The sequence below is a fragment of the Spartinivicinus marinus genome (assembly GCF_026309355.1).
GTDB classification, from domain to species: Bacteria; Pseudomonadota; Gammaproteobacteria; order Pseudomonadales; family Zooshikellaceae; genus Spartinivicinus; species Spartinivicinus marinus.
Genome location: NZ_JAPJZK010000001.1, coordinates 6,287,105 through 6,311,703 on the forward strand (window position 1 = coordinate 6,287,105; position 24,599 = coordinate 6,311,703).

Here is a 24,599-nt window from a genome sequence, read left to right on the forward strand (position 1 = left end):
GAAAACTAAAGAGGTAAGATAATGACAGATCAAACACTGACTCGTGATCTTTTTAATGATGTGATGGTACCGAACTACAATCCACAAACCATCATTCCAGTCCGCGGTAAAGGATCACGTGTTTGGGACCAGCAAGGTAATGAGTTCATAGATTTTGCTGGCGGCATTGCAGTCAATGCACTGGGGCACTGTCACCCCCGCTTGGTAGCAGCTCTAAAAGATCAAGCTGACAAGCTATGGCACTTAAGTAATGTTTACACCAACGAACCAGCCTTAGCATTAGCAAAAAAGCTCACTGAGCTGACCTTTGCCGATAAAGTGTTTTTTGCCAATTCCGGTGGTGAAGCTAATGAAGCGGCTTTCAAACTGGCCCGCAAATATGCCTACGACAACGTTGGTCCAGAGAAAAACGAAATCATCTCATTTACTCAATCCTTCCATGGTCGGACACTATTTACCGTTTCAGTGGGAGGCCAACAAAAATACCGTGAAGGTTTTGAGCCAGTACCCGGTGGTATCACCCACTGCCCTTACAACGACATTGCTGCGTTGGAAGCCGCCATTTCTGATAAAACGTGTGCGGTAGTCATGGAGCCTGTCCAAGGTGAAGGAGGCATTATCTGTGGCGATCCTGCTTTTATTAAGCGCGCTCGTGAGCTATGTGATCAATACAACGCCTTATTAGTCTTTGACGAAGTTCAAAGTGGTATGGGCCGTACTGGTGAGCTTTATGCCTATATGGGTTACGGCATTGAACCCGATATTCTCAGTACCGCCAAAGCATTAGGGGGCGGCTTTCCAATTGGCGCCATGTTAACCACTGATAAGGTGGCTCCAAGCTTAGGCTTTGGTACTCATGGCAGCACCTATGGCGGTAACCCGCTCGCTTGTGCAGTGGCCAACGAAGTGGTTGATATTATCAATGACCCACAAGTGCTGGCAGATGTATTAAGAAAACGTCAACTGTTCGACGATGGCCTGAATGCAATTAATGAAAAACATCAAGTATTTACTGAGTTAAGAGGCAAAGGCTTACTAGTTGGAGCAGCACTCAAACCTGAATGGCATGGCAAAGCAGCTAAATTCTTAGCCGCTGCGAGAGAACATAAGACTATGATCCTAGTGGCTGGACCTAATGTCATTCGGATGGCACCGTCATTGGTCATTCCTGATGAAGACATCAAAGAAGGTTTAGCAGGACTTGAAAAAGGTATTGCTGATGTCGTGGCTGCTGGGCCAGACGCTTAAAGCCTGCAATCACTCTTAAATTCTCACAAGCCACCTCCTCTCTTAGCAAAGAGGCTGCCGGATATGGGGTGGCAGGGTGTTCTGTAGCTAAGGCATGGATGCCTTTTTAGCGCTTGATGGGCCAGGGACGGCACTTCAAGAGCGGCGGAAGAATAGCCTGTTATTCCATATCGGACACTAAATTTACTTTCGGCACCCTTTTGCAACACCCTCTTTTCAAAGAGGGAAGTTTTATAGTGCCAGAATGCTAACCGCCTTTTTTACGACAACTCACTAAGGAAAGCCCCCTACATACCAAAAACCACTGCTGCAATTAGTCCTCATTTAGCAAGTTACGACCTTTTACTGATAAATCCTGTCGCAATCCCATCATTCCCTCTCTAGTCTCTATGTCCTTTTTTCGAAATAATGTGCAGTAAGGAAAGCTGAGACAATGATAAGTGGTTAAATGAATAATAAGACCTTTGCTCCCTACCTAGATTGGCTCGACAGCCAGCATGATGACATGCTTAATCAGACCATTGAACTGGCCAATATTAACTCTGGCAGTCTCAATGCGGCAGGTGTTAATCAAGTTCGCCAAAAGCTGGCTGAGCTGACTCGCCCGCTTAATGGTGAGCAAACTACTATTGCTATGCCTGACTATGAACAAATCAACGATCAAGGCGAGGTCATCAATTCCCCCTTGGGTGATGCACTCAGTATTGTAAAGCGCCCTGATGCCCCATTTCGGGTATTTCTCTGTGGCCACATGGATACCGTGTTTGGTATTAATCACCACTTCCAATCTATTCGCTGGCTGGATGACAACACCCTCAATGGCCCCGGGGTTACCGACTTAAAAGGTGGCATTATGGTGATGCTGAAAGCTTTAGAGTGCCTCGAACGCAGCCCTTTTGCTGAAAAAATTGGTTGGGAAATTCTGTTTAACCCCGATGAAGAAATCGGCTCACCCAGCTCGAAAACCTTATTTGCTGGTTGTGCCGAACGTAACCATGTGGGGTTGATCTATGAACCTTGCTTTCCTGATGGTGACCTGGCGGGCGCACGCAAAGGGAGTGGTAATTTCACCGTGGTATGCCGAGGCAAAGCCGCTCATGCTGGTCGTGAGCATCATCTGGGTCGCAATGCGATTCGGGCCCTCAGCGACTTTATCAGTCAGTTAGATGACTTAAATGGCCAGCGAGACGGGGTGACTATCAACCCAGGCTTTATTCAAGGTGGCGGTCCAGTCAATATTGTGCCGGATTTGTGTATCAGCAAATTCAATATCCGTCTCCATAATCCTGCTGATGAAAACTGGTGTTTAGAACAGCTTAATCAACTGGTTGAACAGATTAATCAGCGGGATGGGATTAGCTTAACCTTACATGGAGAGTTTGGTCGCAAGCCGAAAGTGCTCTCTAACGCTAATACCAAACTGTTTGAATTAGCTCAAAGCTGCGGCCAAGAATTAGGTTTACATATTACCTGGAAACCAACGGGTGGTTGCTGTGATGGCAATAACCTGGCAGCCCATGGTTTACCCAATATTGATACCCTGGGGGTTCAAGGGGGCAATATTCACAGTGATCAAGAGTATCTAAAGGTAGATAGCCTGGTCACTCGCGCCAAATTATCCGCGTTATTACTGTTTAAGCTGGCTACTGGTGACCAGCAAGCCTGGCTGGAGCGCTAATATGCTAATTGTCCGGCCTGTGACTCATAATGATTTACCTGCGCTAGAGCGACTCGCGATTATTTGCGGAGGCCGTTTAACCACCCTGCCCGCTAATCGTGATCACTTAAGCAGTATTATTAGCTCCACCCAACGCTCGCTAAAACAGTTAAATCATGAGCCTGGAGGTGAAAGCTTTCATTTCGTATTGGAAAACCAGGCCACCCAGGAAATTATTGGTGTATCCGGTATTGAAGCGGTAATTGGTTTAAAGTGGCCTTTTTACAATTACCGGATTAGTTCAGTGGTTCATGCATCACCTGAATTACAAATCCATAACCGTATTCCTGCATTACACCTTTGTCAGGATTACGCCGGTTCTACTCGATTATGTACGTTATTTATTGACCCGCAATATCAACGAGAGCACCACTATCAACTCCTTTCAAAAGCCCGCTTGTTATTTATCAACCTAGCATTAAGCCGGTTTGCTGAGCGAACTATTGTCGAATTGCAAGGAGTATTAGATAAAGAGGGGAAATCCCCCTTTTGGGAGTGCCTAGGCAAACATTTTTTCAGTATGGATATTGCCAAAGCAATTTATTTAGTGGGTATTAACTCCAACGCATTTATTGCCACCTTAATGCCACAATATCCAGTGTATGCTCCCTTACTAAGCAAAGAAGCCCAGGCAATTCTTGGTAAGCCGAGGGAAGATGTGACTTTCAACATGGAATTACTTAAGCAAGAAGGCTTTCAACACCGGGGTTATATGGATATTTTTGATGCCGGTCCAACGTTGGAAGCTGATACCAAAAAGCTTAAAACCATTAGTAATAGCCAACAATGTCAACCAGTCATTGGTGAAAGAACCAGCCCAGAACCATCCGTTGATCAGTGGTATTTAGTAAGCAATCAATTACAACCCCAATATCGTTGCATGTTAATTCCCTTTAACCCTGAGCAGCCAGTACTGTCTGAAGCAGAAGCCAGCGCACTACTGTTATCAAAAGGTGATCATATTCAGTACTCACCGGTTCAATTGAGCACCCCTAATTAAGTCATTTAACCAGAATTATTAGCCGTGAAGAAACACAGCAACTGATAGTAATTAAGTAGTAATAGGAAGTTGTCATGAGAAAAATTGACCCGTTAATGAATGCCATGTGGCAAGATTATTTAAACCTCAACCCTGATGCACAGAAAATTTATCAGTTATTTTCTGACCAAAATGATGAACAAGTCATTAACGACCATATTGCCTTACGTACTTTTAATGTAGCTAAAGTGTCAATAAACCAAGTAGCCAAACCTTTTATTGAAGCCGGTTACGAGGCTGCTGGAGAATATGAATTTAAAGCAAAGAAGCTTTATGCCAAGCATTTTCAACATGAAGATCCAAATTTGCCCAAAATATTTATCAGCGAATTACTGGTTGAACAGCTTTCTCAAGAGACCCGCGCTATCATTGAGTATTTAGTTGAGCAAATTCCAGCAGATGCAGTCACTGCAGATGATTTCTGTTTTTCTGGCCGTCATTGGAATACAGATTATGCTACTTACCAGCAATTACTGGCAGAAAGTGAATATGCCGCCTGGATGAGCGCATTTGGCTATCGTCCAAACCACTTTACAGTATATATTAATGCCCTAAAATCCCATCAGTCACTGGAAGCTGTTAATCAATTCCTGCTTGATCAAGGGTTCAAACTTAACACCAGTGGAGGACTCATTAAAGGGTCACCTGACGTCTATCTGGAGCAGTCTGCAACGTTAGCCAATAAAACAGCAGTTCAATTTAATGACCAAACTGTAGCAATTCCCAGCTGTTTCTATGAGTTTGCACGTCGCTACCCACTACCTTCAGGGGAGCTATATCAAGGGTTTGTTGCTCAGTCAGCTGATAAAATTTTTGAAAGTACCGATGCCAGGTAACTGATGACCAATAACATATAATTCAATGCCCAAAGCGGAATTTGCAAAAGCATGTTAAAAGTAAATTTACTGTTTGATATGGAAAAACAGCTACGGAATACCCTGTTCTCCCATATTCGGTCACTTTTGCGATAACCTACAAAGTGTTGGGTATAAATAACAATGAAACCAATCAAGGTATAACAATGTAAAGTGTCTTCTATTAATCCTCATATAAAGCGACTGTCGTTTTTGGATTTATGGCTTTTGAGATTTACCTGTCTTATGAGGCTTATATGTCTTTTGAGGTTTAATAGTTTTACTTACAAGTGAGTAACCACATTATGATGATCATCCGACCTATCGCAGCCGACGATTACGATAGATTGTATGAACTTGCTGAAAAAACAGGCCCAGGGTTTACCTCGCTGCAGCCTAATGAAAAGCTGGTTCGAAACCGTCTTGAAAAATCGTTAGCTGCCTTTGCCAAAGAGGTTAAAGAGCCAGGCGAAGAAAGCTATCTGTTTGTTTTAGAAGATACCGAAAATGACCGGGTAGCTGGCATTTGCGGCATTATGGCCGGCGTTGGCCTTAGCGAAGCCTGGTATAACTATCGGCTGGGAACTTTAATGCACTCTTCCCGTGAGCTGAATGTTCACAATGTTGTTAATACATTAAGTATTACCAATGACCATACGGGCTGTTCAGAAATCTGCACCCTATTTTTAGACCCAGATTATCGGCACAGCAAAAATGGCAGTTTGCTGTCAAAATCCCGTTTTTTATTTATGGCAGAATTTCCTCAGCGATTCGCCGAAACAGTCATTGCCGAAATGCGTGGGATCTCTGATAAAGATGGTATTTCACCTTTTTGGGAAGGCCTAGGCCGCCACTTTTTCTCTATCGATTTTTCGAAAGCCGATTATTTAACCGGTATTGGTGAAAAAGTCTTTATCGCCGAATTAATGCCTAAACACCTGATTTATACCAATCTTTTACCGAAAAGCGCCCAAGAAGTGATCGGCAAGGTCCATGAAAACACCTTACCTGCGTTAAAAATGCTAGAAGCCGAGGGGTTCCGCTATGAAGGTTATATGGATATTTTTGATGCCGGACCTACCATTACAGCCCGCTTTGATGAAATTCGAGCAATTCGTGAAAGCCATTATGTAAAAATTCGCATTAGCGAAGAGGCTCATCATCAGTCAGGCGAGTTACATTTAATTAGCAACACTTCTCTTGAAAATTTCCGTTGCGGTATGAGTCCGATTACTCAAGATAAACAAAACCTGATTTATATTACGCCGACCGTTGCTGCCAACCTTCAAGTTGAAGAAGGTGACTCTGTACGGGTGGTACCTTTATCCAGTGGTAGGAGAGTTTAACAATGACAGCAACCGTATTTATCAATGGCAACTGGCAAGCCGGTGAAGGCAAACCATTTACGTCTATAGACCCAGCGAAAAATGCTGTTATTTGGGAAGGCAACAGTGCTACTACCGCTCAGGTTGATACTGCTGTTAGTGCTGCCCGTGATGCTTTTCTAGCTTGGTCAGACTTAACTTATGAGCAGCGGGAAACCATTATCAAACAGTTTGCGCAGCTGCTTAGTCAGGAAAAAGAAACATTAGCACTGCTGATTGCTCAAGAAACGGGTAAGCCTCTCTGGGAAACTCGTACGGAAGTAGCAGCCATGATTGGCAAAATCGATATATCTATTAAGGCTTATCATGAACGGACTGGCACCAAAACGGCAGAGTTACCCGCAGGCCGTGCAGTACTCCGCCATCGTCCTCATGGAGTTGTGGCGGTATTTGGTCCTTACAACTTCCCAGGCCACCTTCCCAATGGCCATATTGTACCGGCTCTACTCGCAGGTAATACGGTGGTATTTAAACCTAGTGAGCTTACTCCAAAAGTGGCTGAAGCGATGGTTAAACTGTGGGAGCAAGCCGGTATTCCAGCTGGGGTATTAAATCTAGTGCAAGGAGAAAAAGAAACGGGCATTGCGCTCGCCAATCATGTAGGCATTGATGGCTTATTCTTTACTGGTAGCTCCAATACAGGGCATTTGCTGCATCAGCAATTTGCGGGTAATCCTGGCAAAATCCTGGCATTAGAAATGGGAGGCAATAATCCACTTATTTTTGACCAGGTCAATGATATTGATGCTGCGGTCCATGACACAATTCAGTCTGCGTACATCTCAGCGGGTCAGCGCTGTACCTGTGCTCGACGCTTGTTTGTGCCTAATACCAAACAAGGCGATACTTTCTTAGCCCGATTACAAGCAGCTATGCAACATATTAAGGTAGGTCTTTATGATGCTGAAGACCAACCATTTATGGGATCTCTCATCACTGAAGCTGCGGCTGATCACATCCTCGCTGGCCAAACTAATTTGGAAAAACTGGGTGGCAAGCCATTAGTTAAAGCCGCTAAATTAAAACCAGGTACTGGTTTACTCAGCCCCGGCTTAATCGATGTTACCGGGATAGACAAGCTTCCCGATGAAGAATTGTTTGGTCCTTTACTACAAGTGATTCGTTATGACGACTTTGATGCGGCGCTGGCTGCTGCCAATAATACGCGTTATGGCTTATCTGCTGGGCTATTAAGCGCCGACCGTGAGCGTTATGACTATTTTTTACGCCGAATTCGAGCAGGGATTGTCAACTGGAACAAGCAAACCACAGGAGCAAGTAGTGCTGCACCTTTTGGAGGCGTTGGAGCGAGCGGTAATCACCGAGCAAGCGCCTATTATGCAGCCGACTATTGTGCTTACCCAGTTGCCAGCCTAGAGGCAGATGAAGTGACTTTGCCAGAAAAATTAGCACCTGGCTTATCAATCCCTAAACACTAATTTCATCTACTCTAATTACATAATTCAGGGTAATACCCCTACGATATTTAGGAGTAATCCATGCAAGCAGTTGAAGCCAATTTTGATGGCTTAGTTGGGCCTACCCATAACTATAGCGGCTTGTCTTACGGTAATGTCGCATCAGAGTTGAACCAGCAAGCGGCTTCCAACCCGAGGGAAGCCGCCAAACAAGGCTTGAAAAAAATGAAGGCGCTGTATGACCTGGGGATGGTGCAAGGGGTGCTAGCCCCTCAGGAACGCCCAGACATTCATACTCTGCGTCGACTTGGCTTTACCGGTTCTGATCAAGCGGTTCTGAAGCAGGCGGCCAAGCAAGCACCAAGGGTACTTGCTAATTGTTGCTCTGCATCCAGCATGTGGACTGCCAATGCTGCAACCGTATCACCCAGTGCGGATACCAGTGATGGTCGGGTACACTTTACCCCCGCCAATTTAACCAATAAGTTTCACCGTTCTATTGAACATCACACCACTGGGCGTATTTTAAATGCTATTTTTGACAACGAGCAGCATTTTGCCCATCACGCGGCCTTACCAGGTGCTGATCACTTTGGTGATGAAGGTGCTGCCAACCATACCCGCTTTTGCGAAAACTATAATGATGCTGGTGTTGAGTTTTTTGTATTTGGTAAGTATGCGTTTGATACCAGCAAACCTGCACCGACTAAATATCCTGCCAGGCAAACCTATGAAGCGTCGATGGCAATTGCTCGATTGCACCAGCTCAACCCCAGTAAAGTTGTTTATGCCCAACAAAACCCACAAGTGATTGATCAAGGTGTATTCCATAATGATGTTATTGCTGTCGGCAATCAGAATACACTGTTTTTCCATGAAGAAGCTTTTTTGTCCAAACAGCAGGTAACAGAAGATATTACAGCCGCATTTGGTGACTCACCTTTTCATTTTATTGAGGTGCCTACTAACGCTGTCTCCGTTGCTGATGCAATTAGCTCCTATTTATTTAACAGCCAGCTCATTGCCTTACCTAAAGGTGGCATGGCGATCATCGTACCTGAAGAGTGTCGAGAAAATACAGCTGTTTACCACTATCTACAAAAGCTTATTGCAAGCAATAACCCAATAAAAGAAGTGAAATTTTTCGACCTAAAACAAAGTATGTGTAATGGCGGTGGGCCTGCTTGTCTGCGACTAAGAGTTGTATTAACCGAAGTCGAACAGGCAGAAATCAATCAGTCCTGTCTAATGAGCGATCATTTATTTTCACAATTAGATGCCTGGATTGAAAAACATTATCGTGACCACTTAACTGAAGCTGACTTAGCTGACCCTAAATTGTTAGTTGAGTCACGGGCAGCCCTTGATGAGCTGACTGATATTTTAGAGTTAGGCTCAGTCTACCCTTTCCAACTTTAATGACACTACTTTAAAGCCACTCCTCTTCACTCTAGTACTCATTTGCCTAAAACCAATAGGCAAATGACACGAAGACCTGCTTTAACCAGTAAACAGAAAATAACTAAAAAGGCCATTACCAGCTATCATGATCAATTTTCCATGACGGCTGGTAATGGCCTCTTTAGTAACCCTTTATGGCTGAATAACGGTCAGCTTACCGACTTTACGCGCCTTCTGACTGGATAAAGTTTTTTACTTCCTGAGGTAAGCGGTTCATGGTAGGGAAGTTGACCTCACCCTCTTCCAACAAAGCTAACTTAGTGCAACCTGTTCTTACATCAAGCACTATGTATTTAGCATTTTCTGGGTGGTCATCAGCAATCGCTGCTTCGATAGGATACACTTTCCAGTGTTCATTGGAGGAAACAAATACAGGCTCAACCTTGCTCGTCACTGACGTTACTGGCGACTCTGATTGCGTTGAATCAGCGTCTTCATTACCTGTTTCTGCTTCTTGCTTGGCCTGTTCTAAGTCTTTGCTTAAGGCCGCTACTTTTTCTTTCAGCTCAGTAACTTTGGTTCTAAGAAGCTGGTTACCTTTGGTCAGCTCTTCGTTACGCTTTCTTTGCTCCAGCGCTTTACGTTTTGCTCGCTCTGGATTAACTTGTTTTAGCTGTTTTTTTAGCTGCTCAGTCTGATTGTGCATTTGCTTATTTTCAGACTTAGCCGACTGTAATTGCTTACGTAATAATTGAATTTGTTTTTCGTAGCCCTCAATTTGCTCTTCAAAAGAGGAACGCACTTCCTCTTCTACTGCCATTAATTGTTCTAAACGCTCAATTTGTTCCAGGTTACTAATTTCTGTCATCATAAATGCCTAGTTCACTTCTCCAGGTCTTGGTTAAAGTTTAATGGATTGGCTTGATCCTCACTGACCAGTAATAGCATCAATATCAATACACTAGTGATCCACTCAGCAGTTAAATAAAGCCAAACGCGACAACATGATGCCAAGCAAATAGCTTGGCAGGTTAGGTTGACTTGGTTTATTTCACACCCCACACGTTGTACCCCCAATGAAACTGCCATAAAGCTACTTTGCTTACCATCATTTACGGCATCTTCCAGTAATGCTGTAACAACCTATTGACATGCTATGTCCCAGGACAACTGTGTTACTTAAATAAAAGTGTGGGAAATACATTAAGCTGTGATTATTTAAACTCAGTCCTGACAGGTTACCCCATCTAAAAGCACTCAGCAGCAGGAAAGACCCACCCAGAGTAAGTTCCCGGCGGATTATAAAGACCTAAAGCGCAGCAATCAACGGTTTCCGATGGATTAAGGCACTAACAAGGTTTATTTAAGCTGCTGTTGGATGATACATAAGGCCTGTTACTACTGGAATAAGCGTGTCGCTTGCCAAAAAATGCACTAAGACAACAAGCCCTAAAAACTTGACATTATCCTTACTACAAGTATAGGCGGCCAATCATACACGTCCTATCAAGTGGATGGAAGAGCACCCGCTTCGATATCTAATGAAAAATTCGGGCTAGGTTATTTTTTCATGTTAACCTTACCGGCTTGGTTAACAGCACCTTTCTGTTAACCGTTATTTTATTTACCCTTTTTCATTAATTAGCCAGACGATTTAATACAAGGAAATCATCATGGCCTTTAACTTGCGCAATCGGCACTTCCTCAAGCTACTTGATTTCAGCCCAGCCGAAATTCAGTTTTTAATCAATTTAGCTAGCGACTTAAAGTCGGCTAAATACATTGGTAATGAAGTACCTCGGTTACGAGGAAAAAATATTGCGCTGATTTTTGAAAAAACCTCAACTCGAACTCGCTGTGCCTTTGAAGTAGCGGCTTATGATCAAGGGGCTCAGGTGACCTATTTGGCCCCGAGTGGCTCCCAAATTGGCCATAAAGAGTCAATGAAAGATACCGCTCGAGTGCTAGGCCGCATGTACGATGCCATTGAATACCGTGGCTATCATCAGGCGACTATTGAAGAACTGGCTAAATATGCCGGTGTACCTGTTTGGAATGGCCTAACCGATGAGTTCCACCCTACTCAAATTCTGGCTGATTTTCTGACTATGACTGAGCACAGCACCAAAGCGCTGTCAGCCCAATCACTCTGCTATCTGGGCGATGGTGCCAATAACATGGGTAATTCTCTACTGATTGGTGCCGCTAAAATGGGCTTGGACTTCCGCATGGCCTGCCCTATCCCATGCCGCCCTCAACCAGAACTTATTGAACAGGCAGAGGCTATTGCAGCCCATACTGGCGCCACCCTTACTTTTACCGAAGATGTGGCAGCCGCCGTCAATGGCGTCGACTTTCTCTACACGGATGTGTGGGTGTCAATGGGTGAGCCTGAGTCTATTTGGGAAGAACGCATTAAGCTGCTGAGCCCTTACCAAGTCAATAAACAGGTACTGAATTTAACGGGCAACCCTAAAGTCAAATTCCTGCACTGTTTACCGGCTTTTCATAATCGAGAGACCGCCATTGGTGAAACTATCTATGAAAAATATGGGCTTGATGGGCTAGAGGTGACAGAAGATGTATTTGAGTCACCCCACGCTATTGTCTTTGATCAAGCAGAAAACCGAATGCACACTATTAAATCAGTGATGGTGGCAACCTTGGCTTAATGCCTGGTGATTAGAAGTCATAACGAGTACTTAATCAGGTAGCTGACCCAACACGTTAAGTACTTCGTAGCAAGCCCCCATGGTATGATAATCTGTTTTACCCGCGGGGCTTTTTAATTGATCATATTTTTGATTTTTTCCATCCAGAATACGAAACCAGCCACCATATTGATGATCAACCAAATGCTGCCAACTAAACTGCCAGATACGCTGATACCAATCCCAGTAATCTGAATTGTTGGTTGCTTCAGCCAATAATGCAGCAGCAGCAAAACTTTCTGCCTGCACCCAAAAATATTTATCGCTATCACAAATACGATGGCTAGGGTCAAAGCCATAATGAATCCCACCTAATGAGCTATCCCAGGCAATGGCCAGTGATTCACTAAATAAGTGCTCTGCCGTACTTACCAGCCAGTCTGCAGGTTGATAACGGTTTAGGATTAATAACAATTTCGCCCATTCAGTTTGGTGGCCTGGCTGAAAGCCCCAAGGACGGAATAAATGGCGCGGGTTATCTCGGTTATAGTCCCAATCGATCTGCCAGGCCGTATCGTAATGCTCCCAAATAAAACCACTCCCTTGCCTGGCTAGCTGCTGGGTTACCTTCTCAGCCAAACATTGAGCACGAGACAGGTAACGCTGCTCTCCTGTAGCTTGAAAGGCAGCAATTAATGCCTCACAACTATGCATATTGGCGTTTTGACCCCGGTAAGGCGAAACTACCTGCCAGTCAGCTGATGCCTCATCTTTATACAACTGATGAGGGGCATCCCAAAAATGTTGTTCCATCAAATCAAAAACAGCCGCTATTTTTTCAGCAGAGCCAACACCTGCCTGAAGTGCTTCTGCATGAGCCAGCAAAACAAAAGCTAAACCGTAGCAGTGGTTAGTACCATCGAGTATTTGATTATCCCCCCCCAGCAACCAGGCATAACCAGCCGTATCCGGCTGCCAGTGAGCTTGTTCTAAGAATGCAATGGCGTGCTTTAAATAAGGCAAATATTGTTGGCGATCAATAAAACGAGTCGCTTTGGCATAATTAAATACAAAGCGGGCACTAGACACTAAATGTCGAGTATCCTGATCATAAATATTACCATTGTCCTTAAAATGGTGATAAAAACCACCTCGTCGCTGATCCATACATCGACTATCGTAAAACCCTAATATGGAACGAATATGCGCTAATAAAAAGTCAGGATCTTGAAAATCAGGTTGTTTTTTTTTGGCATTATCTGTTTTATTCACCGCCTTGCCCTCGCAGCAAAAACTCATCAACTTCGTGCCGGTAGGGCAATGCTGGAAAAGCCCCAGCCCTGCTTACTGTTAAAGCACCACATACCACTGCTTGAGCAACAGTCTCTTGAAGCGCACCAGAGGCAAGCCAGTCGGTAAATGCTAATCCTTGCTTAAGCCCATTAGCCAAACCAAATAATAAGCCTCCCACGAAAGCATCGCCGGCTGCTGTAGTATCAACGACCTTAACAATGGGCGCCGCCTGCTCAAATTGACCATCAGGTGTCACCACTTGTACTGGCCTGGCACCATCAGTCAAAACGATGAGTTGAGTGCCATTATTTATAAACAGGTCCTGCCACTGGCTAAGACTCCAGTCTGGCTTTAACTGGGCTAACTCCTCAACACTGGCTTTAATGATATCAACTTGCTTAATACAATCAGTAATCACTGCTTGTGGCGATCGATCTTCAGGCCAAAGCGCCGGTCGTAAATTGATATCAAAACTCGTAATCGCCCCCTGCTGTCGAGCACGCTGTAATGCTTCCTGGGTCACTTCAGCTAAAGCCCCATGGGTAAGGGTATTGGAACAGCAATGAAAAATAGCGGCTGCAGCGAAGTCAACCCGATCCAAACATGCCTGATCAAAACAAAGATCCGCCGATTGATCTCGGTAGAAGCTGAAACAACGCTCCCCTTGAGCATCTAAACTCACAAATGCTAGCGCGGTTTTAGCCTGGCTAGTGACAAACAGATAATCACTATTCACATCATACTGTTTGACTGCCTCAACCAGCCAATGACCAAAAAAGTCATCACCGACCTGTCCCACAAAACGACTTTCACCCCCTAGCTTTGCCACTGCCACGGCTACATTAGCTGGCGCACCACCAGGAAACGGCCGATAATTAACACTTTGCTGCGAGTCAGGCTGTGCCAGCATATCCACTAGCAGCTCACCAAATGAATAAACTATGCTCATTGGTAATACCCTTTAAGAAAAAGGTTGTGAAATTAATAGAGGATACGACGGCTGGCGTTTAGTTTAAAGTGAACCGATCAAGATAGAATTGAATAATTTAAGGAAGCTCAAACAAAAAAAGCAGCCAAACTGGCTGCTTTTTTGATAAGTGGCGTCCCCTAGGGGACTCGAACCCCTGTTACCGCCGTGAAAGGGCGGTGTCCTAGGCCACTAGACGAAGGGGACAGCAAGTCAACAATTCAGTTAACCTGATACTTCAACGTCAACTACTCGCCACCGCGAGCAGGCGGCGCTATAGTAGATAGTTATACTAGCAGCGTCAAGTATTTTTCTTATTTTTAACAATTGGATGACAAGCTCAGCAGCAGCAGATAGACAGCCAATATGGAAACCTGTAGAGCCTGCTCAAGTTTCTGGGCAGACTGACTTACACCCGGTAAAGTGCATTACATCAGGTGGGTGAGCTATGCTTTCAGCAGTAACTATTATTTTTTATCTAATCTCACGGGGAAGGCAGTGGCACCATTTAGCATAGTTATTGCAATCATAGCAGTGATTATAGTGATCACTATCATTGCATACGTCAAACACTCTCTAGAAAATGCTCGACTAGAGAAAGCCCGACTATTATCAGAATTTAACAGCCGAGTTCGACGAGCTGACTATTTGCTTAACGATATCCCCTTACAAATGCTGAGTAATGGCCTGGCAGTATTTCTACTAGAAGAAAAACAGCAGGCTTTAGAATGCATCAAAACACTATGTGGTAGAAAGGTGCCCCCTGATGTTCTAAAGGGAATGGAAGAGGTGAAACAACGGCTAAGTGTCATTCAACAGGAAATTGCTAATAAACAACAAGAGCACTTTGCCATCACGTCTGAAAAGCGGGCCAAAGAAATTCAATCGCTATTGCACGAGCTCTATCGCCAAGTATCAGATAGCTATAAAAGCAATCGTCTTAATAAAGCAGATGCCAATAAATTTTCAGTACTGATTAAAGGTTTGATTGTCACCACCTCAGTAGAACTACTCAGCTCTTTTGCCAAAGAAGCAGAGAAACAAGAAAAATACCGATCAGCTATTCGTTATTACACCCAAGCGCTTGATGAACTGAAAAAACACAACCAGAAACAACAATACGTTGAGCAAATTAAGCAGTTACAATCCCTCATTCGAGCCCTTGAGCAAAAAGAAACCGACAAAGCAAGCCCTGCAGAAGACAGTGGCCAACTGGTTGACCAGCTGGACGAACTAAAAAGCTCAGATGAAGACTGGAAAAAGAAAAATGTTTACGATTAGCCAATAAAGCATAATTCGGCAGCTGCTAAGCTGAAAAACAGAAGAAGTAATGCAGTATATAGTCAATGAATATTAAATTTACCGAGCGACTCTCTTACAAACAAGCCAGAAACACGGTGTTGCTGGCTTTTTTTATTGGTACTTTGCTCAGTTTTGTCCAAGTGGCAATGGACTTTAGTTATGAGAAAACGTTTATCGATCATCAGATCAAAAGCATCATTGATATCACCCGTAATCCTGCCGCACGCATGGCCTACAACATAGATACCGAGCTTTCCCAAGAGCTGGTTAATGGGCTGTTAGAATCACCAACCATCATCAGCGCTCAATTACTGGATAATAGCGGTGTCGTCCTTGCCCAGGCACGAGAGCCAGTGCAAGCAGCGCCTTATCGAGACTTAAGTGACTTTCTGTTTGGCAAAACCCGGCATTATCGCGAAGTGTTGCATATCGATTACAACCCTCAGGAGCGGCTGGGAATTTTAGAAATTGAAATTGATACCTATGCTATTGGAGCAAACTTCCTGCAACGTGCAGCGATGACCTTAATTACAGGTTTTATCCGCAGCTTATTTTTATCCATTATATTACTCCTGCTGTTTTATGCCATGCTCACTAAGCCTCTAGTGGGAATCATCAAATCCATGCGACAACTTGACCCTGAGCGGGATGAGTCGGCAAAACTCCCCTGTCCCCCCGGTCATGAGCGAGATGAAATTGGCGAGTTGGTGAGTAGTACCAATCATCACTTTACTAGCATTAACTCTCATCTGAAAAAGCGCCATCAAGCAGAAGACCAACTACGTCATTACCTGACAGAACTAGAGACCATAGTGGATGAGCGAACCAGCGAGTTACTAGCTGCTAACAAAAAACTGCAATCAAGCAACGATATGCTCAATCGTGCCAGACAAGAAGCTGAACGGATGGCTAATGCGCGTGCCGCCTTCCTAGCCAATATGAGCCATGAAATTCGTACTCCTATTAATGGGGTGCTAGGCATGATTGGTTTAACTCTCGACACAGACCTTACACCCGAACAAAAACAACAGCTCACCATTGCTTATAATTCTGGCAAAGTGCTAATTCAACTATTAAACGATATTTTAGATTTATCAAAATTCGAGTCAGGTAAGTTGCTGCTAGAGCAAGTGGAATTTGATTTACGAGATACCATTGAAGATGTTGTTAATTTGTTTAGTCAAAATGCCACCGATAAACACCTTTCTCTTGAGTGTGACATTGACCCAGCTATTCCCGAAAATCTGGTAGGTGATCCTACCCGCATTCACCAGATTTTAGGTAATTTAGTAAGCAATGCTATCAAGTTCACTGCTGAAGGCAGTGTAAAAGTAGCAGCCTCTATATTAAAAGAAAGTCCCGTTGAATTTGCTATTCAGTTTGAAGTATCTGATACAGGTATTGGCATTAGCCAGGAAACCATTGATGAAGTCTTTAAGCCTTTTTCTCAGGCAGACGAATCTATTCATCGCAAGTACGGTGGCACAGGTTTAGGCTTAGCTTTGAGTAAAAACCTGGCAGAAGCCATGGGAGGCAGCTTAAAAGCACAGTCAACGCTTGATAAAGGCAGTATCTTCACTGTCACTCTTCCACTGCCTAAGCCTGAACAGGTACAACACATCGAAATTGATCAGCAATTACGCCAGCATCATATACTGATTTATTGTCACGAAGCATTACAAGAAACCTTGAGTCATTACTTTAGCTATTGGCAGATGCCCCATACCTTACTAGATAATCAAACACCACTGGCCAGTCAGCTACAAGATCGGCAGTTAGCGCCATATTCCTGCATTATTCTAGATAACCCAGGTGTTATTCAGGAATTTTACAGCCTGGCACCAGACATCAATATTATTTATGCGACGCCTCATCAATCACTCCTTACCCGGCAGGAAGTAGAGCTGCTACACATTAATCAGCAGCTACCTTTGCCACTTAGGCGAAATGATTTATACCAAACCTTATTAACCACATTTCATATTTCAATGCCTGAGAGCAATATCACACCGATACAAACAACAACGGATGCACATGCGCCTTCTTATCAATTACTGGTAGTAGAAGATAATCATATTAATCAAATGGTTGCTAAAGGGATGTTGGAAAAGCTCGGCCATCAGGTCACATTAGCCAGCCACGGCCAAGACTGTATCAACCTTTGCGAAGAAAATAATTTTGACTTAATTTTTATGGACTGCAACATGCCTGTGCTGGATGGCTATGCAGCCACCCAGCAGCTGCGAAATAATTCAGCCACTCAACATATTCCTATTGTAGCGCTGACTGCCAACGCATTAAGTCATGACCGGCAAAAATGCCTTAATGCCGGTATGGATGACTACATTGCCAAACCCTTTAAAAGCGAGCAACTGCGTCAGGTAATTGATAAATGGATTTCCCCCAAACCCAGCCAGAAAACCGCTTAAGCTAATTAAATCTGCATAGTAGTGCATGTCCAAGCGTAAAATTGAATAGTCTTATTTTGCACATACACCACTAGGCTGCTTGACTGTTTTGCATTGCTAAATATTTTTTAATATCAGACTCTATCGCCTCAGGTAAAGTTTGTGGCGAATAACGTTTAATATGCTTAGCCTGAGGGGAAACCAGAAACTTCGTAAAATTCCATTTAATTGCTCGACTACCCAATAAGCCGGGGGCTTTTTGTTTCAACAATTGAAACAGAGGATGCGCCTCATCACCATTGACGTTAATTTTTGCAAATAAAGGAAAGCTCACCCCATAGCGAGTCGTGCAAAATTGTTGGATATCTGATTCATTATCCGGCTCCTGTTGTCTGAATTGATTACAGGGGAAACCCAAAACCACCAATCCTTGGTGCTGGTATTGTTGGAATAACTGTTCTAGCTGCTGGTATTGTGGTGTAAACATACACTGGCTGGCTGTATTAACAACCAGCATCACTTTATTTGCATAGTCGGCCAGCATCACTGACTTTCCATCAATGGTTTGACAAGCTATTTGGTAGATTCCATCCATGAATAACTCTCGCTTAATTTGTTGATTATGATTAGCGCTATTTTTTAGGTGAAAAATCTAAAGCAACAGAGTTAATGCAGTATCGTAGTCCAGTGGGTTCTGGCCCATCCGGAAAGACATGCCCCAAATGGGCATCACATTGACTACAAAGCACCTCGATACGCTGCATACCCAAACTATGATCACCTGTTTCTGCAACAGCACCACTACTCACCGGTTGCCAATAACTTGGCCAGCCAGATCCAGAGTGATATTTATGATTAGAGTCAAACAGTGCCTGACCACAACAAACACAGTGGTAAATCCCTTCACTATCAAATGACTCATATTGCCCAGAGAATGGTCGCTCAGTTCCTTTTTGTCGGCATACTCGGTATTGCTCTTGGGTTAACTCCTGCCGCCATTGGGCATCCGATTTGTCAACTTTTGCCATAATTGACCTCAATTAGCCAGTGATTTATCCATCTTTACCCATTACAATTCAGCTTAATCTTAGCTACCAAAAAAATATACCCTAATTGCAGGTATAAACAGGCTTAGATTAATTTGGAAAAAGCCCTTTTTGATGCCTGGTCAATCCACCTTGCTCAATCAGCCTTGTTCAATAAACAAAGAAAGGCTTTTTCTCAGGAAAATTTTCGTTACAGGGTCATACCATGCAGTTGGTCGATAAATCTGAGAAGTTAATTGATGTCTGTTATGACATCCGTGGTCCCGTACTCAACGAAGCGAAACGCCTTGAGGATGAAGGCCATCGCGTACTTAAACTCAATATCGGCAACCCCGCCCCTTTTGGTTTTGATGCACCTGAAGAGTTGATTCAGGATGTCATCCATAACTTGCCACAAGCCCAAGGCTATGGTGATGCAAAAGGCTTATTTGCTGCCCGCAAAGCGGTAATGCAGTATTACCAACAAAAAGGCATGCTGGATGTTGCCATTGATGATATTTACATTGGCAATGGCGTTAGTGAATTAATTGTGATGGCCATGCAGGGCCTGCTCAATAACGGTGATGAGTTATTAATTCCCTCTCCAGATTATCCCCTGTGGACAGCCGCGGTTAGCCTATCAGGTGGCAAACCCGTTCACTATCGCTGTGATGAACAGGCCAACTGGTACCCCGACCTTGATGATATTAAGCAGAAAATCACCCGTAAAACCCGTGGTATTGTCATCATCAACCCTAACAACCCAACGGGTGCCGTATACCCAAAAGCTTTTTTAGAAGAGCTTGTTGAGTTTGCCCGGCAACATCAACTGGTTATTTTTGCTGACGAAATTTACGACAAAATTTTATACGATGACATTCAGCATCATTCATTGGCTAGCCTGGCTGATGATATTCTGACAATTACGTTTAATGGCTTGTCTAAGTCGTATCGAGCTGCAGGCTTTCGCTCAGGCTGGATGGTCATCAGCGGTCCCAAGCAAAAGGCCAGAGGCTATATCGAAGGCTTGGATATGCTGGCATCAATGCGGCTATGCCCTAACATGCCTACTCAGCATGCTATCCAGGCTGCACTGGGGGGTTATCAAAGCATTAATGACTTAGTGCTACCTGGTGGGCGCTTAAAAGAGCAACGCGACATCACCTGGCAGTTACTCAATGAGATTCCAGGGGTGAGCTGTGTGAAGCCAACAGGAGCCTTATACGCTTTCCCTAAACTGGACCCAAAGGTTTACCCTGTTGTTAATGATGAGCAGCTGGTACTGGACTTGCTTCTACAGCAAAAAATCTTGCTTGTACAAGGTACAGCCTTTAACTGGCCAGATCCCGATCATATCCGCATTGTTACCTTGCCCCATGCAGAAGACTTACAAGATGCTATTCTTCGCTTTGGTGAGTTTTTGCAACAATATTTCCGTTAAACTTAGCGTGACAATTTGACGACAAGTCGACTAAATTTTCTAATAGGTAGTTGCCTAACAGGCTGGTGGTGTATTCCTTCAATCAGGGTACATCGCTAAAAACTATCTGCCTTGATACTGCTGCAAAGATAGAGTTTCAAGCAAAACCACTTACCAAACTAAAAACTAAATAGTTGTTAGCCAATGGCCGATATTCATATTGACGACTTTTATCACGACTGCGCCCATACCTTACTCCGGTTATATCGGGTCTTTCCCCGCAGTAGCACACTGTATGTGGATGATATCATTGGTAATTATGAGCCAGATGAGTTTGGCATCCCCCATGACCGACATCTCGCATGCTTTGGTTGCATGCTTTGGCTAGGCAGTGAAGGTTATTTACGCTACCAGGATACTATTCGCCAGGATGCTATTGACCAGGCTGTATTAACTGAAATGTCCTTTATTCGCTTAGCAGGGCTCAACCTACCCAAGCCAGATGACCCACAACTACCCCCAACTATAGCTGAGCAACAGGCCACCCTAGCCCAACAACTACGTAATGCTGTGCATACCCAAAGCGCTAATAATATTAAGCAAGTATTAAAGACTTTTTTTACCAGCAGCCGCTAGTTAACAGATCCCTGAAAGTTGACAGGCAGCCCTCTACTATCAGCGCTTTAGGCCTTTGATGACCACTGGCGTTGCTGCTTGTGAGTTTTCTGAGCCTGTCAAAATGGTCACTTGAGTCCTATAAGTAGAAATCCTACGTTTTAAATAAGCGTATACTTACATATAAAAGGTTTTAAAAATCAGTGTTTCTTTTAATAGTCCTGAACGGTATAAAAAAAGCCCTTCAAGATAGTTGCAGGAAGTAAGCATTCTCGTTTAACCTCACAAAAAAAGGACTAAAAACAATAAAGTGTGATCCACTAAACGCCTTAGCACTTTGGAGTAAAACTAAATTAATAATCATCCAGTCATAACAGGTGCTTTGGTAATAAATCTTCATGTACTGATTAGGCTAAGAGGTAACTTATGCACACCCAACCCATAATGACGACGAAATCCCCACGACCCGAAAATTTGCTATACGGCGCCGCCATCATTGATGAAAATGGTAATGAAATCCCCATTACCGAACAAATGATTATGAAGGCTTGTAAAAGGCTAGAAAAAGCCTGGGTTTATAAGAAAAAGTAAACCTAATCATCACATAAAGCGAGTCACTTATAACAACAAAACCGACAGTTGCACTGAATAATTAGGCATCAACAAGCGAGTTTCCTGTGATCTGCTCTCCACATAAAAACACCGCCAATGGCGGTGTTTTTTATACTCTTCACAAATGATTGATGAAGGGCATCATTAAACTGTTACTACATTAAAGTTAAGGGCTTTCAGTGCAGAACTGACCTTACCAGAACATTTCTTAATTTTAACTTTTACAGTAGAAAACTCTCTTCGACTACGATAATGCTTACGTAGTGAATCAAATACCTGAGCCGTAGAAGCATCTTCTGCTAAGGCGCGAAAGCTGTTACGAAGTAATGCATCATCCTGTCTTACATCGTAAACAGAACGGATAGACGTCGATAATACTTCTTCCAAACAGGCATCACTACTAAAACTCAGAGCTTTTAACTTAGGTAGCGGCTTAATACCTTCTACTCGCACCCGGCTGGGTAATCCAAATGCACGACAAATAGCTCGATATACCATTTCAGTGCCAGCAATTTTGCCGTCTACACTGTAGCCGGCAATATGAGGGGTTGCGATTGTGATTAAAGGCAACAGTTGACGATTAATCTCAGGCTCTTGCTCCCATACATCTAAAGCCACTGTCAATGGTTTTCCAGCAGAAAGTGAACTCATCAGAGCTTGATTATCAACTACCGCACCACGACTAGCATTAATTAAAATAGCGTTGGGCTTTAACTTGTCTAAACGAGCTGCATCCAAAAGATGATGAGTCGGATAATCGCCCGCCTCTGTCAATGGGGTATGTAAAGTGACAATATCACTTTCAGCCAGTAATTGATCTAAGGAAACATATTCACAACTTTCGTCTTCTGCTGCTTCCAAAATAGGATCACTCACAAGACAAGTGATTCCCAACTTATTTAACACCTGATATAAGCGATCACCTACATTACCTTTACCAACAATCCCCACCACTTTATCTTGCCAGTTAAACCCTTGCTGTTCAGCCAGCACATCTAACACACTAACCACATACTCAACCACAGCATTAGCATTACAGCCAGGTGCAGCCGCAAAGTTAATCTCCTGCGCTTCCAAATAGGCTAAATCAATATGATCAGTGCCAATAGTACAGGTACCAACAAAACGGACACTGCTATTAGCGAGTAATGCTTGATTAACCTGGGTAACTGACCTCACTAGTAGAATATCAGCATCTGCGACCTGCTCAGGGCCAATCTCCCGTCCAGGGTAAGTTGTAATATCCCCAATAGATTGGAAAAAGGCATTCAGTAATGGGATATTTTCGTCAGCAACAATTTTCATAATAGACTCTAAACAAACTAAAAAAGCCTTGAAATGCTCTGTTAAAATTGTAATTTTTTCGTGAGAGCAAGGCAGCACCGCACGGACGACTGCATGGAGGCAGAAGTTAGAGCAACGCAAGGAGCAGTTGCCGAAGGCCACAGTGTATTAGAAATACATGAGGACCTGAGTACGGGGCTAACACAGCTATCGCGGAAAAAATGCATTTTTAAAGGTGCCTTTTTAGATTACAGGAAATTCCGCTCGTATATTAACAACTCCTGCATCTGATTGTCGGCTCACTTGAATTGCTTTCACATTTACCTGATGGCGAGTTGCTAATAGATTTAACCATTTTAGTGCAGAAGTAAATGGCACCTTCTCTAACCAAAGAGTTACACCTCTTTGCCCAGGTTCCAAACGGTTAATTGTTAACCCATGCTGAGCTGCTTGAGTGGTAATCAGCTGGCGAAGCTGGTTCACGTTTAAACTGGCTCGCTGATTTTGTCCACCTAGCAGTTTTGCCTGCTGTTGACGCTGCTCCATAAACTGATAGGCTTCCTGCCAATAAGCCACATCACTTTCAGCTGTATTATAACGGTTAACCAGCGGCTTCCAGATTAACAGATACAAACATGCAACCAGTATAAAGCCTGATAACACCATTAAAGCTCGGCGGTCATTAGTCGACAGTTGTTGCCAGTATTGTTGAATCATCCTGCCTCCTGTTTAACAGCTAAGTGTTTCACAACAATGCGTGCCACCACCTGTTCTTGGTTGTGATTCGCCGATTTTAGCTCAGCACTCAGCCCCTGCTGTTTAACGGCAGCCAATAATTTATCGACTGAATCCAGTGACGCCGCATTGACTTCCAGGGAAAATCGTCCCTGCTCACGAAAGTCGATATTTTTCACGGTAATTTGACCATCAGGTAATTGCTGTTGGGCCTGTCCCCATTTATGTAATGCTTGTAAAAACGCTAAGCCCTGGTCAACCCGGCGGCCTTGTAATTTCGCCTTAAACTGATCATAGACATCCACAATCGTATCATTAGGAAACAGCTGTTTATAGAGTTCTACAGCAGCTGTTTCATATTGTGCTGCCTGCTTTTCCAACTGTTTTATTTGCCAGTACTGGCCACTGCCCCATAATGCAATAGCCATCATTCCCGCCGCAATTGACCAACGCCATTGTTGCAAAACACCACTATCAGCCTGCAGTAGCTTAAACTGGCCGTGGCGCAAATTAATCCGCTTTAATGCCGCATCTTGTAAGAGATTATTAGCCATCCAGCACAAAGTTGGGATGGCTTGCTGTTGCCAACTGAGCAAAGGAATGGACGGCAATCTATTAGGCTCAGTATCACCTAAATATACCCCCGCTAACTCCTCCTCAACGCTAATCACCGTGCCTAGCAACATCGACAACTGTTGGGTATTAATAAGACTAAATTGCCAGCCTGGCAGCCTCAACACAGCCTGATCAGCATCTGCAATTAGTTGATTAGCTTCAGTCGCTAATAAGACAGATGCAGGCACAATCCGGTCAGGCTCAACCCCATGTTCCTGACAATAACTTAACACCTGCGCAAGATAGACTTTATTGACCGCAATCACTGGCACCAGTTGTTCTTCCGTCACCGCCAATAACGTCAGGTGATACTCTTCTACATCCTCGACTAACTGCTCTTCCAGCAAAAAGGGCACAGACTGCTCAATATGCTTACGCTGTTTAGAAGGCACTTTCACTGCAGTAACCGTACAACGCTGGCTGGGTAATACCAAAACTGCCTGCGCTTTAGGCTTAGCCTTTAACTGCTCCACTAACACCGCCATGGTATCAGTAACCACAGTGGTTGCTGCATTTCCTTCGGCATCACCCCAGCACCAACTCAGAAAAAGCTCCTGATCGGCTGCTGTTAGCAACTCATCATGCCATTGAATAAAACAATCACTCATAG

The 24,599-nt window shown here is 43.8% G+C and carries 22 protein-coding genes and 1 tRNA gene; 13 read left to right on the top strand and 10 right to left on the bottom strand.

Going from position 1 to position 24,599, the window contains the following annotated elements; translation table 11 throughout:
* Window positions 1-21 precede the first annotated feature (21 nt).
* The 7 genes from OQE68_RS27615 to astB all read left to right on the top strand — a co-directional run bounded on the left by OQE68_RS27615 (window position 22) and on the right by astB (window position 9,080).
* Entirely contained in the window at window positions 22-1,248 is a 1,227-nt protein-coding gene (locus OQE68_RS27615; RefSeq protein WP_180566819.1) for an aspartate aminotransferase family protein, read from the top strand.
* A gap of 448 nt (window positions 1,249-1,696) precedes the next feature.
* Window positions 1,697-2,926 (top strand): hydrolase, encoded by a 1,230-nt coding sequence (locus tag OQE68_RS27620; protein ID WP_180566818.1) that lies wholly within the window; start codon window positions 1,697-1,699, stop codon window positions 2,924-2,926.
* Between the two features lies 1 nt (window position 2,927).
* A complete protein-coding gene (locus OQE68_RS27625) occupies window positions 2,928-3,965 on the top strand; it encodes an arginine N-succinyltransferase (RefSeq protein WP_180566817.1) in 1,038 nt (345 codons plus the stop codon).
* Window positions 3,966-4,039: 74 nt separating this feature from the next.
* Window positions 4,040-4,840 (top strand): DUF1338 domain-containing protein, encoded by an 801-nt coding sequence (locus OQE68_RS27630; RefSeq protein ID WP_180566816.1) that lies wholly within the window; start codon window positions 4,040-4,042, stop codon window positions 4,838-4,840.
* Between the two features lie 323 nt (window positions 4,841-5,163).
* Window positions 5,164-6,204 carry an arginine N-succinyltransferase gene (gene astA / locus OQE68_RS27635; RefSeq protein ID WP_180566815.1) on the top strand — a complete coding sequence of 347 codons (1,041 nt, stop codon included), beginning with the start codon at window positions 5,164-5,166 and terminating at the stop codon, window positions 6,202-6,204.
* Between the two features lie 2 nt (window positions 6,205-6,206).
* A complete protein-coding gene (gene astD, locus OQE68_RS27640; protein ID WP_180566814.1) occupies window positions 6,207-7,682 on the top strand; it encodes a succinylglutamate-semialdehyde dehydrogenase in 1,476 nt (491 codons plus the stop codon).
* Between the two features lie 60 nt (window positions 7,683-7,742).
* A complete protein-coding gene (astB, locus tag OQE68_RS27645; RefSeq protein ID WP_180566813.1) occupies window positions 7,743-9,080 on the top strand; it encodes an N-succinylarginine dihydrolase in 1,338 nt (445 codons plus the stop codon).
* Window positions 9,081-9,285: 205 nt separating this feature from the next.
* Here the strand turns inward: astB and OQE68_RS27650 are convergent, their stop codons facing one another.
* Window positions 9,286-9,933 carry a hypothetical protein gene (locus OQE68_RS27650; protein ID WP_180566812.1) on the bottom strand — a complete coding sequence of 216 codons (648 nt, stop codon included), beginning with the start codon at window positions 9,931-9,933 and terminating at the stop codon, window positions 9,286-9,288.
* 11 nt (window positions 9,934-9,944) lie between these two features.
* Window positions 9,945-10,151, bottom strand: coding sequence for a hypothetical protein (locus OQE68_RS27655; RefSeq protein ID WP_180566811.1), 207 nt, complete (start codon window positions 10,149-10,151; stop codon window positions 9,945-9,947).
* 584 nt (window positions 10,152-10,735) lie between these two features.
* Between OQE68_RS27655 and argF the strand changes: the two genes are divergently transcribed.
* Window positions 10,736-11,734, top strand: a complete 999-nt coding sequence (gene argF / locus OQE68_RS27660; RefSeq protein ID WP_180566810.1) for an ornithine carbamoyltransferase — start codon at window positions 10,736-10,738, stop codon at window positions 11,732-11,734.
* A gap of 30 nt (window positions 11,735-11,764) precedes the next feature.
* Here argF and OQE68_RS27665 read toward each other — a convergent pair whose 3' ends face one another.
* The 3 genes from OQE68_RS27665 to OQE68_RS27675 form a co-directional block, all read right to left on the bottom strand.
* Window positions 11,765-12,985 carry an AGE family epimerase/isomerase gene (locus OQE68_RS27665; protein WP_266195848.1) on the bottom strand — a complete coding sequence of 407 codons (1,221 nt, stop codon included), beginning with the start codon at window positions 12,983-12,985 and terminating at the stop codon, window positions 11,765-11,767.
* Entirely contained in the window at window positions 12,978-13,955 is a 978-nt protein-coding gene (locus tag OQE68_RS27670; RefSeq protein WP_180566809.1) for a carbohydrate kinase family protein, read from the bottom strand. Before OQE68_RS27670 ends, OQE68_RS27665 begins: the two co-directional genes overlap by 8 nt.
* Before the next feature lie 149 nt (window positions 13,956-14,104).
* Window positions 14,105-14,180 (bottom strand) — tRNA-Glu (locus tag OQE68_RS27675).
* 336 nt (window positions 14,181-14,516) lie between these two features.
* On the opposite strand from OQE68_RS27675, the gene OQE68_RS27680 reads away from it, so the two are divergent.
* On the top strand, window positions 14,517-15,254 hold the full coding sequence (locus tag OQE68_RS27680) for a hypothetical protein (RefSeq protein WP_180566808.1): 738 nt from the start codon (window positions 14,517-14,519) through the stop codon (window positions 15,252-15,254).
* A gap of 65 nt (window positions 15,255-15,319) precedes the next feature.
* The gene (locus OQE68_RS27685) at window positions 15,320-17,704 is read left to right on the top strand and encodes a hybrid sensor histidine kinase/response regulator (RefSeq protein WP_180566807.1); all 2,385 of its coding nucleotides are present in this window, start codon (window positions 15,320-15,322) and stop codon (window positions 17,702-17,704) included.
* Between the two features lie 70 nt (window positions 17,705-17,774).
* Here the strand turns inward: OQE68_RS27685 and OQE68_RS27690 are convergent, their stop codons facing one another.
* A complete protein-coding gene (locus OQE68_RS27690; protein ID WP_180566806.1) occupies window positions 17,775-18,278 on the bottom strand; it encodes a glutathione peroxidase in 504 nt (167 codons plus the stop codon).
* Between the two features lie 37 nt (window positions 18,279-18,315).
* A complete protein-coding gene (gene msrB, locus OQE68_RS27695) occupies window positions 18,316-18,711 on the bottom strand; it encodes a peptide-methionine (R)-S-oxide reductase MsrB (protein WP_180566805.1) in 396 nt (131 codons plus the stop codon).
* 223 nt (window positions 18,712-18,934) lie between these two features.
* Here msrB and OQE68_RS27700 point away from each other — a divergent pair, with 223 nt between their 5' ends.
* From OQE68_RS27700 to OQE68_RS27710, 3 genes are all read left to right on the top strand, one after another.
* On the top strand, window positions 18,935-20,149 hold the full coding sequence (locus OQE68_RS27700; protein ID WP_180566804.1) for a pyridoxal phosphate-dependent aminotransferase: 1,215 nt from the start codon (window positions 18,935-18,937) through the stop codon (window positions 20,147-20,149).
* Window positions 20,150-20,332: 183 nt separating this feature from the next.
* Window positions 20,333-20,764 carry a hypothetical protein gene (locus OQE68_RS27705; RefSeq protein ID WP_180566803.1) on the top strand — a complete coding sequence of 144 codons (432 nt, stop codon included), beginning with the start codon at window positions 20,333-20,335 and terminating at the stop codon, window positions 20,762-20,764.
* A 405-nt stretch (window positions 20,765-21,169) separates the two neighbouring features.
* Window positions 21,170-21,334, top strand: a complete 165-nt coding sequence (locus tag OQE68_RS27710) for a PA1571 family protein (RefSeq protein ID WP_180566802.1) — start codon at window positions 21,170-21,172, stop codon at window positions 21,332-21,334.
* A gap of 165 nt (window positions 21,335-21,499) precedes the next feature.
* Here the strand turns inward: OQE68_RS27710 and pdxB are convergent, their stop codons facing one another.
* The 3 genes from pdxB to gspL all read right to left on the bottom strand — a co-directional run bounded on the left by pdxB (window position 21,500) and on the right by gspL (window position 24,597).
* Window positions 21,500-22,660, bottom strand: a complete 1,161-nt coding sequence (pdxB, locus tag OQE68_RS27715; RefSeq protein ID WP_180566801.1) for a 4-phosphoerythronate dehydrogenase PdxB — start codon at window positions 22,658-22,660, stop codon at window positions 21,500-21,502.
* Between the two features lie 222 nt (window positions 22,661-22,882).
* Complete coding sequence (locus tag OQE68_RS27720; RefSeq protein WP_180566800.1) at window positions 22,883-23,356, bottom strand: type II secretion system protein M; 474 nt, start codon at window positions 23,354-23,356, stop codon at window positions 22,883-22,885.
* Window positions 23,353-24,597, bottom strand: coding sequence for a type II secretion system protein GspL (gspL, locus tag OQE68_RS27725; protein WP_180566799.1), 1,245 nt, complete (start codon window positions 24,595-24,597; stop codon window positions 23,353-23,355). The genes OQE68_RS27720 and gspL overlap by 4 nt, the downstream gene beginning before the upstream one ends.
* Window positions 24,598-24,599: the final 2 nt, after the last annotated feature.

Bases quoted from the DNA above. Each gene is read 5' to 3' on its own strand.
- OQE68_RS27615 (WP_180566819.1), top strand. From the start codon at position 22: ATGACAGATCAAACACTGACTCGTGATCTTTTTAATGATGTGATGGTA.
- OQE68_RS27620 (WP_180566818.1), top strand. From the start codon at position 1,697: ATGAATAATAAGACCTTTGCTCCCTACCTAGATTGGCTCGACAGCCAG.
- OQE68_RS27625 (WP_180566817.1), top strand. From the start codon at position 2,928: ATGCTAATTGTCCGGCCTGTGACTCATAATGATTTACCTGCGCTAGAG.
- OQE68_RS27630 (WP_180566816.1), top strand. From the start codon at position 4,040: ATGAGAAAAATTGACCCGTTAATGAATGCCATGTGGCAAGATTATTTA.
- astA (WP_180566815.1), top strand. From the start codon at position 5,164: ATGATGATCATCCGACCTATCGCAGCCGACGATTACGATAGATTGTAT.
- astD (WP_180566814.1), top strand. From the start codon at position 6,207: ATGACAGCAACCGTATTTATCAATGGCAACTGGCAAGCCGGTGAAGGC.
- astB (WP_180566813.1), top strand. From the start codon at position 7,743: ATGCAAGCAGTTGAAGCCAATTTTGATGGCTTAGTTGGGCCTACCCAT.
- OQE68_RS27650 (WP_180566812.1), bottom strand. From the start codon at position 9,933: ATGATGACAGAAATTAGTAACCTGGAACAAATTGAGCGTTTAGAACAA.
- OQE68_RS27655 (WP_180566811.1), bottom strand. From the start codon at position 10,151: ATGGCAGTTTCATTGGGGGTACAACGTGTGGGGTGTGAAATAAACCAA.
- argF (WP_180566810.1), top strand. From the start codon at position 10,736: ATGGCCTTTAACTTGCGCAATCGGCACTTCCTCAAGCTACTTGATTTC.
- OQE68_RS27670 (WP_180566809.1), bottom strand. From the start codon at position 13,955: ATGAGCATAGTTTATTCATTTGGTGAGCTGCTAGTGGATATGCTGGCA.
- OQE68_RS27685 (WP_180566807.1), top strand. From the start codon at position 15,320: ATGAATATTAAATTTACCGAGCGACTCTCTTACAAACAAGCCAGAAAC.
- OQE68_RS27690 (WP_180566806.1), bottom strand. From the start codon at position 18,278: ATGGATGGAATCTACCAAATAGCTTGTCAAACCATTGATGGAAAGTCA.
- msrB (WP_180566805.1), bottom strand. From the start codon at position 18,711: ATGGCAAAAGTTGACAAATCGGATGCCCAATGGCGGCAGGAGTTAACC.
- OQE68_RS27700 (WP_180566804.1), top strand. From the start codon at position 18,935: ATGCAGTTGGTCGATAAATCTGAGAAGTTAATTGATGTCTGTTATGAC.
- OQE68_RS27705 (WP_180566803.1), top strand. From the start codon at position 20,333: ATGGCCGATATTCATATTGACGACTTTTATCACGACTGCGCCCATACC.
- OQE68_RS27710 (WP_180566802.1), top strand. From the start codon at position 21,170: ATGCACACCCAACCCATAATGACGACGAAATCCCCACGACCCGAAAAT.
- pdxB (WP_180566801.1), bottom strand. From the start codon at position 22,660: ATGAAAATTGTTGCTGACGAAAATATCCCATTACTGAATGCCTTTTTC.
- OQE68_RS27720 (WP_180566800.1), bottom strand. From the start codon at position 23,356: ATGATTCAACAATACTGGCAACAACTGTCGACTAATGACCGCCGAGCT.
- gspL (WP_180566799.1), bottom strand. From the start codon at position 24,597: ATGAGTGATTGTTTTATTCAATGGCATGATGAGTTGCTAACAGCAGCC.